Origin of the sequence: Citrobacter sp. RHBSTW-00881 (assembly GCF_013728515.1) — a bacterium.
Taxonomy (GTDB): domain Bacteria; phylum Pseudomonadota; class Gammaproteobacteria; order Enterobacterales; family Enterobacteriaceae; genus Citrobacter; species Citrobacter braakii.
In genome coordinates this window covers 4,011,741-4,028,125 of sequence record NZ_CP056269.1, presented here as the reverse complement: position 1 = coordinate 4,028,125, position 16,385 = coordinate 4,011,741, and the positions used below count along the sequence as shown (strand labels likewise).

The window sequence follows — 16,385 nt, the reverse complement described above, 5'->3', positions numbered from 1 at the left end:
AAACAAGGGAGCCAGGAAGCGTAACGCACGCGCAGGGCTATTTCTGCCGTGACTCAAGCCAGACCAGCGCCAGCGTGGAGAGCGTGCACATCAGCAGAATGCCGACAAACCAAAACAGATACCACATCGTACAGTCCTCCCTAATAAAGTTCGTGGTTGTGGCGGCGGATGGTTTCTACGTTGATTCGTCCCAGCATCTTGTAATAACTCCACAAGGTATAAAGCAGAACTATCGGTAGGAAAATCAGCACGATAACCAGCATGATACTGAGCGTCATCTGGCTGGAGGTACTGTCCCACACCGTCAGGCTAGAGAGTGGATATGCGCTGGATGGCATCACAAATGGAAACAGGGTGATTCCAGCGGTGAAGATCACGCAGGTCTGGGTCAATGAAGCAAACAGAAATCCCCACACGGCCCGACGTTGCCCGCAGGCATAGATCGCGAGCATTGGAAAAATCATGCCCAACAGCGGAATAACCAACAGTAGTGGTGAATTTTCAAAGTGCGCCATCCACGCGCCCGGTGCGGTCGTTACTGCCTTTAATAGCGGATTGGACGGACCATTAGGATCCTGGCTAAGCAGCACATAGCCGTCGATCCCCGTCCACAGCCAATACCCGGCTAACAGGAAGCAGAGCACCACTAACATCGCGCTGCGGCGGGTGGCAGACAGCGCGCGCAGGTGAAGAATGCCGTCGGTTTTCAGCTGGAGCCACACGCCCCCCTGCATAATGACCAACATCAGGCTTAATGCGCCGCACAGTAGGGCAAAAGGAGAGAGCAAATCCCAGAAAGTGCCCAGATATTGCACGTGTAATTGTGGTGTGAACACAAAAGGCACCCCCAGGAACAGATTGCCGAAGGCGACGCCGAAGATAACCGGTGGCACCAGGCTGCCGATAACCAACCCGGTGTCCCACATGGCGCGCCAGCGTGCATTCGCTATTTTACCGCGATAATCAAAGGCCAATGGACGAAAGAAAAGGGCGCACAGCACCAGAATCATCGCCACATAAAACCCCGAAAATGCGGCAGCATAGACGCGCGGCCAGGCTGCGAATAATGCGCCGCCCGCCAGAATGAGCCACACCTGGTTACCCTCCCAGTGCGCCCCTACGCTATTGATTAACACCCGACGTTCATCATCGTTGCGCGCGATCAGCGGTAACAGGCAGCCGACCCCCATATCAAACCCGTCAGTGACCATAAAGGCCACCAGAATAATGCCAATCAGCAGCCACCAAATGAGCCGCAACGTTTCATAATCCAACATGATGCTCTCCTTTATTCCTGTTGTTGTGCCGGTTGTTGACGTTGCATCGCATCTGGACCAAGACGCGCGTATTTTTGCATCAGGTAGACTTCGGCAATTAAAAACAGGGTGTAAAGCGTGAGGATTAGCCCCATGGAGAAGGCCAGTTGGCCCGCGCTCAGCGCAGAGTGGGCGTACCAGGTCGGCAAAATATCCTGAATCGCCCACGGCTGGCGGCCAAACTCCGTCATAAACCAGCCTGCTTCAATGGCAATCCACGGTAGTGGCAGGCTCCACAGCGTTATGTGCAGTACCCAGCGATGCTGGTCGATACGCCAGCGTAAGGTCTGTATCAGCGCAATCGCCATCACCAGCAGCAGAAGGGAACCGCACCCAATCATGATGCGAAAGCTCCAGAACACGGGGGCGACTTGCGGAATAGCGCCGCGTTGTGCGGCCTGATATTGCGCTGGCGTGACATGGTTCATGTCAGGGGCGTAGTTTGCTAACAGGATGCCGTAACCCAGATCTTTTTCCACGGCGTGAAAAGCGTGCAGTAGCTGAGGCGTGCGGTTACCTTTGGCGATTTCCTGCATCAGCAACCATGCTTCCCGGCCCCGCTGCAGGCGGGGTAGCGCGTCTGCCATCAGGTTCTTCAGCCCCGGAACTGGCGTATCTAAAGAGTGAGTCGCCAGGATACCCAGCAGGGCCGGTATCTTCACGGAAAAGGCGTTACGCTCTTGCTCCTGCTGCGGCCAGGCTATCACATGAAAGGGCGCAGGTGCCGGTTCGGTTTGCCATTCCCCTTCCATTGCCGCCAGTTTTACCGGCTGGCGTTGGGCGACCTCATAGGCTGAGCTATCTCCCAGTTGCAGAGTGCCGAGGATAGCCAGTGTGCCAAAGACGGAACCTACCGCGAAGGAGCGCAGGGCGAACTCGCGAGCGCGACCACGCAGCAGATACCAGGCGCTGATGGACATTACAAACATGGCGCCTGTGACATAACCAGACATCACGGTATGCACAAATTTCACCTGGCTGATGGGGTTAAAAACCAGCTCGCTAAAGCTGCTCATCTCCATGCGCAGGGTATCAATATTAAAGTGAGCGCCTGTTGGATATTGCATCCAGCCGTTGGCGTTGAGGATCCACAGGGCCGAGATATTGGAGCCAAACGCTACCAGCCAGGTCACCAGTAAATGCTGGTACTTGTTTAAGCGCTGCCAGCCGAAGAAGAACAGCCCCACGAATGTGGATTCAAGAAAGAAAGCCATCAAGGCTTCCATCGCCAGCGGGGCACCGAAAATATCGCCCACATAGTTGGAATAGAGCGACCAGTTAGTCCCGAACTGAAACTCCATGGTCAGGCCGGTCGCCACACCGAGCGCAAAGTTAATACCGAATAACTTTCCCCAGAAACGCGTCATGTCACGGTAGACTGTTTTGCCCGTCACCACGAACAGGGTTTCCATGATGGCCAGCAAAAAAATCAGCCCCAGCGTCAGGGGAACAAACAGAAAATGGTACAGCGCGGTCAGCGCAAACTGCCAGCGCGATAAGTCAATGACGTCCCACATGCGAACTCCATCAGGCATTAGAGAGTGAATAGATAAGGAAGAAAACGCCAGACCCGCAGCAGAAAAGTATGCGGGCCGGGAGAAGGGGATCAGGCCGGCGGGCCGGATGCCAGCCAGCTACAGACTTCATCCAGGCGCTGGAGCGAGTCGAGCAGATCCTCTGGAGCAGCCAGTACCAGTTCCGGTAATGGACAGATCTCATAACTCTCGAGCAGAAGCCCTTTCAGGGTATCCAGACAGCGCACATGCCAGACATGGCGCAGCGCCGTGGCGTCGATTTGGCTCTCGCCGTAGCCGATGGTGCGGATCTGAATGTGCCCTTCGCCACACAGGCGGGAGAGGAACTGGCGATCCGCATCGCTAACCGGGAGTTGGGTGAGGTTAATGCTATGAGGTTGCGTGGCCGGATCGCGAACGTGCGCTAGCAGTTCCTGAGCCAGCGTCAGGCCATTCATCAACCCATCGACGGGCGGAGGCAACAGGCTATCGTCTGGCAGCGTCGTGATTGTTGCTGCCTGCCAAAGCGCCCGTGGCGCACTGCCTGCCTCCAGATGCTCCTCCCATTGACCCAAGTCATTCTGGCAACGCACCCGCCAGATTCCGCAGAAAATAGACTCCTGAATCTCGCTCGCCCTGCCGTCGGCCTGCTGGATACGCACGGAAACTTCGCCTTCGCCGAGCAGCGTATTCAAAAACGTGAGGTCGTCTGCGTTGAGCGTGGATAAATCCCATCCCAGCACGTCCTGTTTTACGGGGATTTTCTGGCTAAGCTGGTGGCGCACGTCGGCTAACAATGCCATCACCGCCGGGCTGTGCGGACAGTTTTCCAGCCTCGCCATGCTGGGGCTGCTGTTGACCTGGCAGGTGAGGGGCAAGGGATTCATGCTGAAGCTGTCATCGCCCGGCTGGGTTCCCGGTCCCAGCAGATGAAAAAAGGTATCACTCATCTTGCAGGCTCCGGGGGATGCGTTCTTCAACGAGGGGGTGCATCAGGTTGAGCAGGTCGGCCCACGGATGGATGCCGCTGAGAATGCCGCGCAGCTCGCCGTGGATAAATACCAGCGTGGCCGGGAAGCGGAATACGCCAAAACGATCGCCGATAGCCTCGCTGTGCTCGAGATCCGCCATAGCGATTTGCCAGTCAAACTGGGGAAACTCGCGGAGCAACTCGGCAATCATTACCGGGTTATCGCTGACTTCTGGCGTGCGGCGGGGATCGCTACTGAGCAGCACCACGCCATCACGCACACGCGTTACCCAGTCATCCAGTTCAGATGCGGTCAGCGGTTGCCAGCCGCGCGCCAGCATGCGTTGCCATAGCACGGAAAATGGTTTGTCATTCAACATGTTGCTTATCTCTCCAGCGTTACACGATACTGGCGAATACGCACGCCTTCATAGTTTTCCAGCGACAGGCATTCATAGTTCAGGCAACGCGTTTCATCGATTGTCTGTGGCGCGATGCCCCACGCGGCCAGTTGCCTTAGCGCGGCTTGTTCTGCCGCCGGGAGCTGGGCGCGCGCGATGTCGGTCAGGCTGCCGCCATAGTCGTCCAGCTGCACCGGCTGTAGTCCTACGAGGGCGATGTGGGCGGGCAGATGACCGCGAATCTCCGCCAGAGCAAGCACTTCGGAGAAGCTGTTCTGATGCAGACTCATTTTTTTGGCGCTGAGGTAACTGGGGACTTGTTCACCAGCGTAGGATTGCAAAGTGCCTGGCGCGAGTCCGTAGTCGATGGCGTCCAGCAGCAACAAATGGCTGGCCTGCTCAACGTAGCCCAGCAGATTCAGCCCTTGCGTGCCGCCGTCGACAATCTCTACCCATTCCGGCCAGTGATAGTGGGCGTACAGGCGTTCGGCAACGCGAATGCCAAATCCTTCATCTGCCCACAGCAGGTTGCCTAAGCCCATCACGATGACGTTAGGTTCGCTCATGACGCCTCCTTATCGCGCTGGCGTTTGGCAAATTTGTGGCTACGGTAGCCGTTGATCATGGTTGAGATGACGGTATCGTCAGACATGATGTCCTCGCGGATAGCCATATACACATGACCGATGATGAAGGCTGCGATGAACCACATCCCCAACCGATGCCAGCTGTGGATATCGAGAGAGTTACCGCCGGTCCAGTAGAAAAACTCCGTCACATAGCGGAAGGGGGTAAAAATGGCGTACTGGCTATGCTCGCTGTATAAGGCAAAACCGGTGAGGATCATAAAAACTGAGAGCAGGAAATAACCGAACATCGCCGCCTGCGCGACGGGGTTATGGCCGATATCTTCTCCCGGTTTTTTTTCCAGAAACAGATACCAGCGCACCACCGAAAAGGCACCCTGCCACCAACTGCGACGCCAGACCGGCACGATAAACAGCTCGCGTGAATAGCGATTGCCGACGAAGGCCCAGTAAATGCGACCCAGCAGTATCACCGTAAACACCATGGCTGCGGCGAAATGCACTAACCGGATGTCGCCCATGTAGAACAGGTAAGTGGCTTCGCCGTTGACCGACGGCAGTGGTCGGCCAATGAAGTATCCGGTTACCATCAAAACCAACATGCAGCCCACTGTCAGCCAGTGCCACAAGCGTACGGGCGCTTCAAACACATAGTGGCTGACGGCGGTATCACGCGCCTCCCCGACGCGTGGGGATATCTTTCCAGTCATCGTTCCGTTCCTTAACGCTTAGCGAACCTGGACTGCGATAAGTTCGCTGCCGTCGTCGCCGAGGACGTGGGTTGAACATGCCAGGCAGGGGTCGAAGCTGTGCAAGGTGCGCAGGATCTCCAGCGGTTGATCCGGTATCGCCATTTGGGTGCCCATCAACGCCGCCTCGTAGGCGCCAATTTGCCCCTTCGGATCGCGCGGGCTGGCATTCCAGGTGGTCGGCACTACGCACTGATACACGTCGATCTTCTGGTCGCGAATCGACGCCCAGTGACCGAGTGCTCCGCGCGGCGCCTCGGTAAAACCGATCCCACGGCACTGTTGCGGCCAGCTTGCAGGCTCCCATTTTTCGGTATTCGCCGTAGCCAGATTGCCGTTTTTCAGATTGGTCATCAGCTTGTCGAAGAAATATTGCAGCTTGCTCACGGCCCACTGCGCCTCGTGCGCGCGGCATAAAATACGCCCCAGCGTCGACTGCATACCCGACAGCGGCAGTTTGAGTGCGGACATCATGCGATCGACGGATTCAATCGTGGCGGCATCCCCTTTGTGATAGGCAATCAGCGTACGCGCCAACGGTCCAACTTCCATGGCGTGTCCGCGCCAGCGCGGGGCTTTAATCCACGAGTAGCGTTCCTGTTCGTTGAGCTGCTGGATATCGGTATCGCTGCCTTTGACATCGCCGGGGTTGTACCAGGGTTCAGTAATCCCCTCGAACGGGTGACGACCTAATTGATCGTCCGGATAACGGTACCAGGCATGATCGACAAACTCCTGAATTTGCTGCTGATCGGCCAGATCCACCGGCATGACGTTGTTAAAATCACCGTTAATGACCGCGCCGCCAGGCATCAACAGGCTCTTCGCGCTGAAGTCGTTGGCAATATCTGGGAACGCGCCGTAGCTTAAGACGCACTTATCAGACAGCCCGGTGCCAATCTGGCTCCAGGGTTTGTTGAACTGGCCGATAGCCAGCGCGTCAGGAACCATGACGTTGTTGATGAAGTCGGCGGTGCGGGTGATGATTGACTGTACCAGGTTAAGGCGTTCCATATCGACCGCGCCAACCGCGCCGCTCTGATCGATATTGATAGCGCATGGCATGCCGCCGACAATCCAGTTAGGATGCGGATTCTTGCCGCCAAACACCGTATGGATTTTGATAATCTCGCGCTGAAAATCGAGCGCTTCCAGATAATGGGCAAAGCCCATCAGGTTAGCCTCTGGCGACAGTTTGTACTGCGGATGCCCCCAATAACCGTTGCGGAAAATCCCCAACTGACCGCCATCGACAAATTTCTTCAGGCGGTTTTGTACGTCAAAGAAGTAGCCCGGGGAGGACATCGGCCAGGCTGAAAGGCTTTGTGCCAACTGTGATGTTGCGCGCGGGTCGGCTTTAAGGGCATTCAGAACGTCAATCCAGTCCATTCCGGCTAGCTGGTAAAAGTGGACCAGGTGGTCGTGGCACCACAGCGTCGCCAGCATAATATTGCGAATGATGTTGGCGTTATCGGGCACCTTGATGCCAATGGCATCTTCAATGGCATAGACCGATGCGAGCGCATGTACGCCAGTGCACACCCCGCAAATTCGTTCGACAAACGCCCAGGCATCGCGCGGGTCGCGCCCTTGCAGAATAATTTCCAGTCCACGGAACATGGTGCCGCAGGACACCGCGTTGGTGATGATGTTCTGCTCATCAATGTTCACCTCACAACGCATATGGCCTTCAATGCGCGTAATGGGGTCGACAACCAGGCGCCGGCCGGCATTATTGACCGTATATCCCTGGGTTTGATACGAATTGCTCATGCCTGTTTATCCTCATTGTCTGGCGACTGTTGTCCGGCGTCGGCTAATTGCTGTTTGTGGCGGTTATGTTGATTGACGGCGCTGGCGACTGCGTGGACACCGACGCTGGCAGCCACCACGCCAAGCGCGGTGAGGCCCACGGTATCGGCGGTTGAATGCGTCCCCATCTGCGGGATATCGACCACGCGGCTGTAGAACGAACCGCGATCCCAGAAGCCGTTCTCTGAACATCCCAGACACCCATGACCGGACTGGATGGGGAAAGAAACGCCGCCATTCCAGCGGGTGGTGGAGCAGGCGTTATAAGTGGTAGGCCCTTTGCAGCCCATTTTGTACAGGCAATAGCCTTTTCGGGCAGCGTCATCGTCCCAACTCTCAACGAACTCCCCGGCGTCAAAGTGGGCGCGGCGGTAGCATTTGTCGTGAATACGCTGACCATAGAACATCAGCGGACGCCCCAAACGATCGAGTTCAGGCAGACGATCAAACGTCACCATATAGGTAATGATGGCGCTCATGACATCCGGAATCGGCGGGCAGCCGGGCACTTTCACGATTGGTTTATCGGTGATCACCTTATCGATCGGCGTTGCCTGGGTTGGATTAGGCCGGGCGGCCTGCACGCAGCCCCAGGAGGCACAGGTTCCCCAGGCGATAATCGCGCTGGCGCCTGCCGCGGCTCTTTTTAGCTTTTCAATAAACGGTCGCCCGCCGCTGATGCAGAACATTCCTTGTTCACCCAGCGGAGGATTGCCCTCGACGGCCAGAATGTATCGGCCGTGGTAGCGGCTCAGAATGTCTTCAAATACCTCTTCGGCCTGCGTTCCGGCGGCGGCCATCAGGGTGTCGTCGTAATCAAGAGAAATCAGGGAGAGGATGACGTCTTTGGCGAGTGGGTGAGAGGAGCGGATAAATGATTCAGTGCAACAGGTGCATTCCAGCCCGTGGATCCAGACGACCGGGATCCGGGGTTTGTTTTCCAGCGCCCAGGCTATTCTGGGCGTCATTGCGGCTCCCAGCCCAAGCGATGTTGCTGCGAGGCTGCAATATTTGAGAAAACTGCGTCGACTCACCCCTTTGCGGCGCATCGCCTGATAAAAGGTCTCCTCGTTATTCGTATTCATAACACGCGTTTCTTCCCCCGTTGAGTTCTGGCCACGTCGCCAGCGATAATCTAAAAAAGCCTATCCGATCAGCAGGGAGAAACAATGCAAAGTGTAGGGTTATGTCCTATTGCGATATTTTCGTGCCCGTTACCTGTTTTTCACTGTCCGGGAATAAAAAAACGCACAGGGGAGACCGCCCTGTGCGTCGGGTTTATTGCGGAAGAACTTAAACCCCAAGGCGATCGCGTAAGCTGTAATATGCCGCCCCCATGGCGGTAAACGGAATGCGCAGGCTGCGCCCCCCCGGGAACGGGTAGTGCGGCAGTTTGGCGAAAGCGTCAAAGCGCTCGGCATCCCCGCGCAGCAGTTCAGAAATCAGACGTCCTGCCAGGTGGGTACAGGTCACGCCGTGGCCGCTGTAGCCCTGCATATAGTAAATGTTGGTATCAAGACGGCCGAACTGCGGCATGCGAGATAGCGTTAACAGGAAATTACCGGTCCAGCGGTAATCAATTTTTACCCCCTGCAATTGCGGGAAGGTTTTCAGCAGTTTCGGCATTACCAGACGTTCAATATCGTCTGGATCGCGGGCGCCGTAGACCACGCCGCCGCCGTACAACAGGCGGTTATCACCGGTCAGACGGTAGTAATCCAGCAGATAGTTACAATCTTCCACGCAGTAGTTTTTAGGAATCAGCGAGCGCGCCATCTCCGCAGACAACGGTTCGGTGGTTAATACCTGTGTGCCGCATGGCATGCTGCTTTTTGCCAGCGCAGGCTCCAGTTTGTCGCCGAGGTAGGCGTTGCCCGCGACGATCACAAAGCGGGCCGTAACCTGACCTTTTTCGGTGCTGACCACCGCCGGGCTGGTGTGCTGGATACGGGTGACCGGCGACTGTTCGAAGACGCGCCCGCCGTTCAGACGAATGGCGTTAGCTTCGCCAATCGCCAGGTTCAGCGGATGAATATGACCACCGCTGTGGTCGAGCAGCGCGCCGACATAACGATCGGTGCTGACTTCGCGACGAATTTCGCTGCTGTCTAACAGTTCAAGCTGCGTGTTGCCGTAGCGTTCCCAGTTTGACTTCTGCTCTTCCAGCGTTTCCATCTGCTTGTGGTTCAGCGCCACAAACAGTCCGCCGGGGCGATAGTCGCATTCGATCTGATAACGCTTGATACGTTCGCGGATGATATTACCGCCTTCAAACATCATGCTGCCAAGCATTTTGGCGGCGTCCGGGCCATAGGTGCGCTCGATGACGTCGATATCGCGACTGTAGGAGTTCACCAACTGACCGCCGTTACGTCCGCTGGCCCCGAAGCCGATACGCGCGGATTCCAGTAGCACTACGTCGTAACCCATCTCCGCTAAGTGCAGGGCGGAGGAGAGACCGGTATATCCACCGCCCACGACGCAAACATCACAGCTAACCGACTCGCTAAGGGTGGGAAACGGTTCGTACTGATTGGCGCTTGCGGCGTAATAACTGCTGGTATGTTCAGTCATGATTAAGGCTCCAGGGAGATCCAAATGGTTTTCAGTTCGCTAAATTTTTCCAGCGCATGCAGGGACTTATCGCGCCCGTTGCCGCTTTGCTTATAACCGCCGAACGGCACAGTCATATCACCGTCGTTGTAGTTATTAACGAAGACTGAACCGGCCTTCAGGCGACGACTCATGCGGTGGGCGCGCGACAGATCGCGGGTCCAGACCGCGGCCCCCAGGCCGTAGTCACTGTCGTTGGCCAGCGCCAGGGCTTCGGCTTCGCTGCTAAAACGGGTGACGACCAGTACCGGGCCGAAGATCTCATCGCGGCTGACGTGGGCTTGCGGGGCTGTATCGACAAAAATAGTCGGGCCGATAGCCGCTGGGTGTACGTGGCTGCGACCATCCAGCGCCAGCGTGCCTTGCGCTTCACCGTCGCGAATAAAACCGTGCACGGTGTCGGCATGCGCGTTGTCGATAAGCGTGCCCATCGTGGTTTCCGGATCCAGCGGGTTGCCCGGCTGCCAGTTTTTCGCCTGCTCTTTCAGCAGGGCGATGAACTCGTCGGCAATACTCTCTTCCAGTAACAGACGCGTACCGGCGATACAGACCTGACCCTGGTTATAGAAGATGCCTGCTGCAGCATTGGCGGCGGCTTTCGGCAGATCCGGGCAGTCGGCAAAAACGATGTTGGCACTTTTACCACCGGCCTCCAGCCAGACGCGTTTCATATTGCTGTCGCCAGCGTCTTTGAGCAGTTGCTTGCCGGTGCGGGTCGAGCCGGTAAAGGTGATCACATCAACATCCGGATGCTGCGACAACGCCTGGCCCGCTTCGTGGCCATATCCGCTCACCACGCTGAGAACGCCATCTGGCAAACCTGCTTTTTTTGCCAACGCAGCAAGGCGAATGGCGGTCAGCGGTGATTTTTCTGAAGGCTTGAGGATTACGCTGTTGCCTGCAGCCAGTGCCGGGCCAAGTTTCCAGCAGGCCAGCAGCAGGGGAAAATTCCACGGCACGATGGCCGCAATGACGCCCACCGGCTCGCGCACAATCAGCGCCAGATCGCTCACCGAGGTGGTGGCCACTTCGCCATAGACTTTATCTATTGCTTCGGCGTACCAACGGATGGCGCGTGCCGCGCCTGGAATATCATCACGCAGGCTATGGCGAATCGGTTTACCGGTGTCGAGCGTTTCCAGTAGCGCCAGCTCCTCGTGATGCTGCTCCATTAAATCGGCGAACTTGTGCAGGACTGCCTTGCGCTCTGCGGGTGATGCTTGCGACCAGTCTCCGCGTTCAAACACGGTGCGGGCTGCGGTGACCGCGCGGTCTACATCCGCTTTTTTGCCGCGGGCGACTTTGGCGAGCGGACGTTGTCCTGCCGGATCCTGCGTAATAAAGGTTTCGTTATCGGCGGCTGCGCAATATTCGCCGTTAATAAATAAACGGGTCTCCGGCGAATAATGGCTGGCTTTTTCACGCCAATATTTAAGATTCTGAAAGTTCATAGCTACTCCTTTTATATCAATAAGATAAAGTTCGTTGCTGATCTTTTCAGGCAAAATCAGGCTGCACGATGCCCCAGGGATGTACCCTGTTAATGCGCGTTATTTAAGAAGGCCTGAGAAACTCAGGCCGCTACTTATTAGAAAGTGGTAGGAGTGTGGGCACTGATGATGCGGCAGATCCCTGCCGAGGTGTTGCTGAAGCTATGTGGTATACCGGTGTTAATGGCATAACTTTGTCCTGCAACAAGATGATACGTTTGACCGTTGATGGTCAGTATCACTTCACCTTCTAGTATTGTCCCAATCTCTTCACCCTGGTGTTTAATTCTCTCCCCGGTTGTCGTACCTGGCTGATAGGTTTCAAACATCATGGCCAGCGTACGATTCGGATTTCCGTTGTGTACCAGCTTCATGGATACTCCCTGACTCCCGATCTCAATCAAATCATCCTGATTGATAACCACCTGCGGTTCGTCAGGCTTTTCCGGTTCCGCGAAGAACTCGGAGAGCGACAGCCCATAAACTTTCAATAGCTTCTGCAGCGTACTGATGGCAGGACTGACTTTATCCTGCTCTATGGTGCTGATGGCGCTATGCGTTAACCCAGACAGTTCGGCGGCACGACGCTGTGAAAGACCCAATTGCTGGCGGATCTCTGACAAACGTTTACCCGGCGCCAGGCCGTCATCGCTCATAATTGCATTTCCTTAACTGTAGTGGTCAGAGTCGCTGTTTTTCAGCGAGGTGGTTCTGACAAGCGGTGATAAAACCTTCAAGTAACAAACGCGACAGGGCGTATTCGCTACTGTTCCATTCCGGGTGCCATTGCACGCCGAGCGCGAAAGGATGGTCGTGAACGCTGGCTGCTTCCACTAATCCATCCTGCGAGCGTGCTTCAACGCGCAGTTGCGGGCCAAGGGTTTTTGCGCCCTGACCATGCAAGGAGTTAACCCAAAACGTGCTGCAACCTGGTATTAGCTGAGATAGCAATCCTCCCTGTTGAACCTGGACTTCATGAGATGGCGCATATTGCTGCTCCACCGGGAGTTCCGCATCTTCACGATGTTCCAGGAACTGTGAGTGATCGCACAGGCGACGATACAGAGTCCCGCCAGTGGCGACAACTAATTCCTGTAAGCCCCGGCAGATGGCGAAAATGGGAATGCGCCTTTCGAGCCCGGCGGTAATTAGCGCCATGCTCAGAAGATCACGCCCGGGATCGGCGTCAGACTCATCGCCATTTTCACCATAAAGGTGCGGCTGCACATTGCTTGGGCTTCCTGGCAGGAAGATACCATCCAGTTTCGGTAACAGCGCGTTCAGTAATTCGGGTTCCGCAAGCGCATGGGGAATCGCTATCGGTAATCCACCGGCGTTCAATACTGCATTCAGGTACTTTTCTTGCAGAGTCTGGGTCTCGTGACCCTTAAGCCTGTTCCTACACATCACTACACCAATAACTGGCTTGTCAAATATATTGCCCATGATCGACCTCACGTTTTGGAATAAATTATTGCCAAACGGTTCCTTGTTATGCCATTCCGTTCATTATTTTCTCAATCTAGCAGCGGAATAACCTTCTAGCAAACTTAATTTAACATTTGACAAACAATTTGTTTGCATCCAGAGTCGAAGGGTGGACATTATATTTAACAGTCAAATCACAGAACAGCTTACAGGCCAACGGCGGTGAATCATGGAAACCAATATCGTAGAAGTTGAGAATTTTGTTCAGCATTCTGAAGAGAGACGAAGTAGCGCGTTTGCGCGTGAAGTTAAGCAGTATCTGGAGCGCTATCCCAACACGCAGTTCGTGGATGTGCTGTTAACCGACCTGAATGGTTGCTTTCGTGGTAAACGCATTCCCGTTGCAGGGTTACACAAGTTAGAGAAAGGCTGCTATTTCCCGGCATCCGTTTTCGCGATGGATATTCTTGGCAATGTGGTCGAAGAGGCGGGATTAGGCCAGGAGCTTGGCGAACCGGATCGGACCTGTGTCCCGGTGCCTGGCACGTTAACGCCTTCGGCCGCCGATCCGGAATGTATTGCGCAGATGATGCTGACGATGCTGGATGAAGATGGCGCTCCCTTTGACGTTGAGCCGCGGAACGTACTTAACCGACTCTGGCAGAAACTTCGCCAGCGCGGTCTGTTCCCCGTCGTAGCGGTAGAGCTGGAGTTCTATTTACTCGATCGTAAGCGCGATCCCGAAGGTTATCTGCAGCCGCCGTGCGCGCCGGGAACGGACGATCGGAATACGCAAAGTCAGGTTTACTCGGTTGATAACCTGAACCACTTTGCTGATGTGCTGAACGATATCGATGAACTGGCCCGTTTGCAGCTGATCCCGGCTGACGGCGCGGTGGCTGAAGCCTCCCCTGGGCAGTTTGAAATCAACCTCTACCATACCGATAACGTACTCGACGCCTGCGATGACGCGCTGGCGCTGAAACGGCTGGTACGGCTGGTGGCGGAGAAACATAAGATGCATGCCACGTTTATGGCAAAACCTTATGAGGAGCATGCCGGTAGCGGAATGCATATCCACATCAGCATTATGAATAATAAAGGCGAGAACGTGTTGGCCGATGCGAATGGCGATGATTCCGCGTTACTAAAGCGTGCGCTTGCCGGGATGATTGATCTGATGCCCGCGTCAATGGCGCTGCTGGCGCCGAATGTGAACTCTTATCGCCGCTTCCAGCCGGGGATGTATGTTCCGACCCAGGCTTCCTGGGGGCACAACAACCGTACGGTGGCGCTGCGCATTCCCTGCGGCGATCGTGATAACCATCGGGTTGAATATCGCGTGGCGGGGGCTGACGCCAACCCGTATCTGGTGATGTCAACCATTCTGGCGGGGATCCTGCATGGTCTGGATAACGAGCTGCCGTTGCAGGAAGAGGTGGAAGGCAACGGCCTGGAGCAGGAAGGGCTACCGTTCCCGATCCGCCAGAGCGATGCGCTGTGGGAGTTCATGCAAAATGACAGTCTGCGCGAGTTGCTCGGGGAGCGTTTTAGCCATGTGTATCACGCCTGTAAACACGATGAACTGATCCAGTTTGAACGCCTGATTACCGACACTGAAATTGAGTGGATGCTGAAAAACGCCTGACAGGAAAGTGGCCCGGCGGCGGAATGTTTGTCGGGCCTGTCGCATTGTTTAGTCATTGAAAAAAAGAAGTCGCATCATGCGGTCTGAGCGGAGCCAGCCCGTCAATATTGCAGGATCACCTGCCATTTCCCGGATGTCGCGTAATGGAGCGGCTTGCGACAACGGGTCTTCAGATAACCGACAGAGTTTGTGACGAGGAAATGTGATGATGCCAATGTTTAAAAACCCGCCCCGCGTGAGCATCCATGGCTCCCGCAGTAAGTACGGACCGCATCTGTGCCGTGCAACATTGACGCCTTTCTTTTGGCTTTCCACCCCGACACGACCCAGGTCTGCTGTACCCACGTTTCGAACGCAGATCTGGGCCCGTGGCGGGGAGGAAAGCTATGTCGACTAATTCTTCTGTGGATCTCGCGGCCCAGCCGGGCAAAGCACAGCTGCGTAAATCCCTCAAGCTGTGGCAGGTGGTGGTGATGGGGCTGGCCTATCTCACACCGATGACGGTATTTGACACCTTTGGTATTGTTTCGGGTATCAGTAATGGCCATGTTCCGGCCTCCTATCTGCTGGCCCTGGCGGGCGTGCTGTTTACCGCCATCAGTTACGGAAAGCTGGTACGCCAGTTTCCACAAGCCGGTTCGGCCTACACCTATGCGCAAAAAGCGATCAACCCGCATGTGGGGTTTATGGTCGGCTGGTCGTCACTGCTTGATTACCTGTTCCTGCCGATGATTAACGTCCTGCTGGCGAAAATTTACCTTTCCGCGCTGTTCCCGGGCGTTGCGCCATGGATTTGGGTAGTGATGTTTGTAGCGATCCTCACCGCGGCCAATTTGAAAAGCGTTAATCTGGTGGCGAACTTCAATGCGCTGTTTGTACTGGTGCAGGTCGCGATAATCGTGGTGTTCATTTTTCTCGTGGTGCAGGGGCTGCACAAAGGCGAAGGGGTTGGGACCGTCTGGTCGCTGCAACCGTTTATCAGCCAGAATGCGCATTTGATCCCGATTATCACCGGGGCGACCATCGTCTGCTTCTCGTTTCTCGGTTTTGATGCGGTAACCACGCTCTCTGAAGAGACACCGGATGCCGCGCGTACTATTCCAAAAGCTATTTTCCTTACCGCGCTTTACGGTGGACTGATCTTCATTGCTGCCTCGTTCTTTATGCAGCTGTTTTTTCCAGATATTAGCCGATTTAAAGACCCGGACGCGGCGCTGCCGGAGATTGCGCTGTACGTCGGCGGCAAACTGTTCCAGTCTATTTTCTTGTGTACGACCTTTGTGAATACGCTGGCGTCAGGTCTGGCGTCCCATGCCAGCGTTTCGCGTCTGCTGTACGTGATGGGCCGCGATAACGTCTTTCCGGAGAAGTACTTCGGCTATGTCCATCCGAAATGGCGTACACCCGCGCTGAACGTCATTATGGTCGGGATTGTGGCACTCTCGGCCCTGTTTTTTGACCTGGTGACCGCCACGGCGTTGATTAACTTTGGCGCGCTGGTGGCCTTTACGTTCGTTAATTTGTCCGTGTTTAACCACTTCTGGCGTCGTGAAGGGCGTAAGCATACCTGGCAGGAAAAGTTGCACTACCTGGTATTGCCAATGGTCGGCGCCGCCACCGTTGCCGTACTGTGGGTGAACCTGGAGGTGACATCGCTGACGCTGGGACTGGTATGGGCTGGCGTGGGGTTGGTGTATCTCGCCTACCTGACCGGACGTTTCCGCAAGCCGCCGCCGCAGTTTGACGCCGCGAAATCTGAGCAGGCCTGGGAGTGATAGAAACTTCAGGTATTAACAACAGGGCACGCCGTCAGGGGCAACTACCTTCAGACGTCCGGTGACGGCGTGTTCTGCTGTA

General features: G+C 55.6%; 15 protein-coding genes. 2 read left to right on the top strand and 13 right to left on the bottom strand.

Going from position 1 to position 16,385, the window contains the following annotated elements; all coding sequences use genetic code 11:
• Window positions 1–37: 37 nt before the first annotated feature.
• From cbdX to puuD, 13 genes are all read right to left on the bottom strand, one after another.
• Window positions 38–127, bottom strand: coding sequence for a cytochrome bd-II oxidase subunit CbdX (cbdX, locus tag HV311_RS19395; RefSeq protein ID WP_016151902.1), 90 nt, complete (start codon window positions 125–127; stop codon window positions 38–40).
• A gap of 13 nt (window positions 128–140) precedes the next feature.
• Entirely contained in the window at window positions 141–1,277 is a 1,137-nt protein-coding gene (gene appB / locus HV311_RS19390) for a cytochrome d ubiquinol oxidase subunit II (protein WP_046276291.1), read from the bottom strand.
• Window positions 1,278–1,288: 11 nt separating this feature from the next.
• On the bottom strand, window positions 1,289–2,833 hold the full coding sequence (gene appC / locus HV311_RS19385; protein ID WP_080859982.1) for a cytochrome bd-II oxidase subunit 1: 1,545 nt from the start codon (window positions 2,831–2,833) through the stop codon (window positions 1,289–1,291).
• A gap of 89 nt (window positions 2,834–2,922) precedes the next feature.
• Complete coding sequence (locus HV311_RS19380) at window positions 2,923–3,780, bottom strand: hydrogenase expression/formation protein (protein WP_191220327.1); 858 nt, start codon at window positions 3,778–3,780, stop codon at window positions 2,923–2,925.
• Window positions 3,773–4,180 (bottom strand): hydrogenase-1 operon protein HyaE, encoded by a 408-nt coding sequence (gene hyaE, locus HV311_RS19375; RefSeq protein ID WP_191220326.1) that lies wholly within the window; start codon window positions 4,178–4,180, stop codon window positions 3,773–3,775. The genes HV311_RS19380 and hyaE overlap by 8 nt, the downstream gene beginning before the upstream one ends.
• A 5-nt stretch (window positions 4,181–4,185) precedes the next feature.
• A complete protein-coding gene (hyaD, locus tag HV311_RS19370; protein WP_046276295.1) occupies window positions 4,186–4,767 on the bottom strand; it encodes a hydrogenase 1 maturation protease in 582 nt (193 codons plus the stop codon).
• Window positions 4,764–5,498, bottom strand: coding sequence for a Ni/Fe-hydrogenase b-type cytochrome subunit (hyaC, locus tag HV311_RS19365; protein ID WP_016155781.1), 735 nt, complete (start codon window positions 5,496–5,498; stop codon window positions 4,764–4,766). Before hyaC ends, hyaD begins: the two co-directional genes overlap by 4 nt.
• An 18-nt stretch (window positions 5,499–5,516) precedes the next feature.
• Window positions 5,517–7,310 carry a Ni/Fe-hydrogenase large subunit gene (hyaB, locus tag HV311_RS19360; RefSeq protein WP_016155782.1) on the bottom strand — a complete coding sequence of 598 codons (1,794 nt, stop codon included), beginning with the start codon at window positions 7,308–7,310 and terminating at the stop codon, window positions 5,517–5,519.
• Entirely contained in the window at window positions 7,307–8,434 is a 1,128-nt protein-coding gene (gene hyaA / locus HV311_RS19355; protein ID WP_046276297.1) for a hydrogenase 1 small subunit, read from the bottom strand. Before hyaA ends, hyaB begins: the two co-directional genes overlap by 4 nt.
• A gap of 208 nt (window positions 8,435–8,642) precedes the next feature.
• On the bottom strand, window positions 8,643–9,923 hold the full coding sequence (locus HV311_RS19350; protein WP_191220325.1) for an NAD(P)/FAD-dependent oxidoreductase: 1,281 nt from the start codon (window positions 9,921–9,923) through the stop codon (window positions 8,643–8,645).
• Window positions 9,924–9,925: 2 nt separating this feature from the next.
• Window positions 9,926–11,413 (bottom strand): aldehyde dehydrogenase PuuC, encoded by a 1,488-nt coding sequence (gene puuC / locus HV311_RS19345; RefSeq protein ID WP_016151912.1) that lies wholly within the window; start codon window positions 11,411–11,413, stop codon window positions 9,926–9,928.
• 137 nt (window positions 11,414–11,550) lie between these two features.
• A complete protein-coding gene (gene puuR, locus HV311_RS19340; RefSeq protein WP_016151913.1) occupies window positions 11,551–12,108 on the bottom strand; it encodes an HTH-type transcriptional regulator PuuR in 558 nt (185 codons plus the stop codon).
• 25 nt (window positions 12,109–12,133) lie between these two features.
• Window positions 12,134–12,898: a gamma-glutamyl-gamma-aminobutyrate hydrolase gene (gene puuD / locus HV311_RS19335; protein WP_016151914.1), complete on the bottom strand. Its 765-nt coding sequence runs from the start codon at window positions 12,896–12,898 to the stop codon at window positions 12,134–12,136.
• Between the two features lie 211 nt (window positions 12,899–13,109).
• Between puuD and HV311_RS19330 the strand changes: the two genes are divergently transcribed.
• Both HV311_RS19330 and HV311_RS19325 read left to right on the top strand, forming a co-directional pair.
• Window positions 13,110–14,528 carry a glutamine synthetase family protein gene (locus tag HV311_RS19330; RefSeq protein WP_046276299.1) on the top strand — a complete coding sequence of 473 codons (1,419 nt, stop codon included), beginning with the start codon at window positions 13,110–13,112 and terminating at the stop codon, window positions 14,526–14,528.
• A gap of 386 nt (window positions 14,529–14,914) precedes the next feature.
• Window positions 14,915–16,303: an APC family permease gene (locus tag HV311_RS19325; protein ID WP_191220324.1), complete on the top strand. Its 1,389-nt coding sequence runs from the start codon at window positions 14,915–14,917 to the stop codon at window positions 16,301–16,303.
• The last annotated feature ends 82 nt before the right edge of the window (window positions 16,304–16,385 follow it).

Bases quoted from the DNA above. Each gene is read 5' to 3' on its own strand.
- cbdX (WP_016151902.1), bottom strand. From the start codon at position 127: ATGTGGTATCTGTTTTGGTTTGTCGGCATTCTGCTGATGTGCACGCTC.
- appB (WP_046276291.1), bottom strand. From the start codon at position 1,277: ATGTTGGATTATGAAACGTTGCGGCTCATTTGGTGGCTGCTGATTGGC.
- appC (WP_080859982.1), bottom strand. From the start codon at position 2,833: ATGTGGGACGTCATTGACTTATCGCGCTGGCAGTTTGCGCTGACCGCG.
- HV311_RS19380 (WP_191220327.1), bottom strand. From the start codon at position 3,780: ATGAGTGATACCTTTTTTCATCTGCTGGGACCGGGAACCCAGCCGGGC.
- hyaE (WP_191220326.1), bottom strand. From the start codon at position 4,180: ATGTTGAATGACAAACCATTTTCCGTGCTATGGCAACGCATGCTGGCG.
- hyaD (WP_046276295.1), bottom strand. From the start codon at position 4,767: ATGAGCGAACCTAACGTCATCGTGATGGGCTTAGGCAACCTGCTGTGG.
- hyaC (WP_016155781.1), bottom strand. From the start codon at position 5,498: ATGACTGGAAAGATATCCCCACGCGTCGGGGAGGCGCGTGATACCGCC.
- hyaB (WP_016155782.1), bottom strand. From the start codon at position 7,310: ATGAGCAATTCGTATCAAACCCAGGGATATACGGTCAATAATGCCGGC.
- hyaA (WP_046276297.1), bottom strand. From the start codon at position 8,434: ATGAATACGAATAACGAGGAGACCTTTTATCAGGCGATGCGCCGCAAA.
- HV311_RS19350 (WP_191220325.1), bottom strand. From the start codon at position 9,923: ATGACTGAACATACCAGCAGTTATTACGCCGCAAGCGCCAATCAGTAC.
- puuC (WP_016151912.1), bottom strand. From the start codon at position 11,413: ATGAACTTTCAGAATCTTAAATATTGGCGTGAAAAAGCCAGCCATTAT.
- puuR (WP_016151913.1), bottom strand. From the start codon at position 12,108: ATGAGCGATGACGGCCTGGCGCCGGGTAAACGTTTGTCAGAGATCCGC.
- puuD (WP_016151914.1), bottom strand. From the start codon at position 12,898: ATGGGCAATATATTTGACAAGCCAGTTATTGGTGTAGTGATGTGTAGG.
- HV311_RS19330 (WP_046276299.1), top strand. From the start codon at position 13,110: ATGGAAACCAATATCGTAGAAGTTGAGAATTTTGTTCAGCATTCTGAA.
- HV311_RS19325 (WP_191220324.1), top strand. From the start codon at position 14,915: ATGTCGACTAATTCTTCTGTGGATCTCGCGGCCCAGCCGGGCAAAGCA.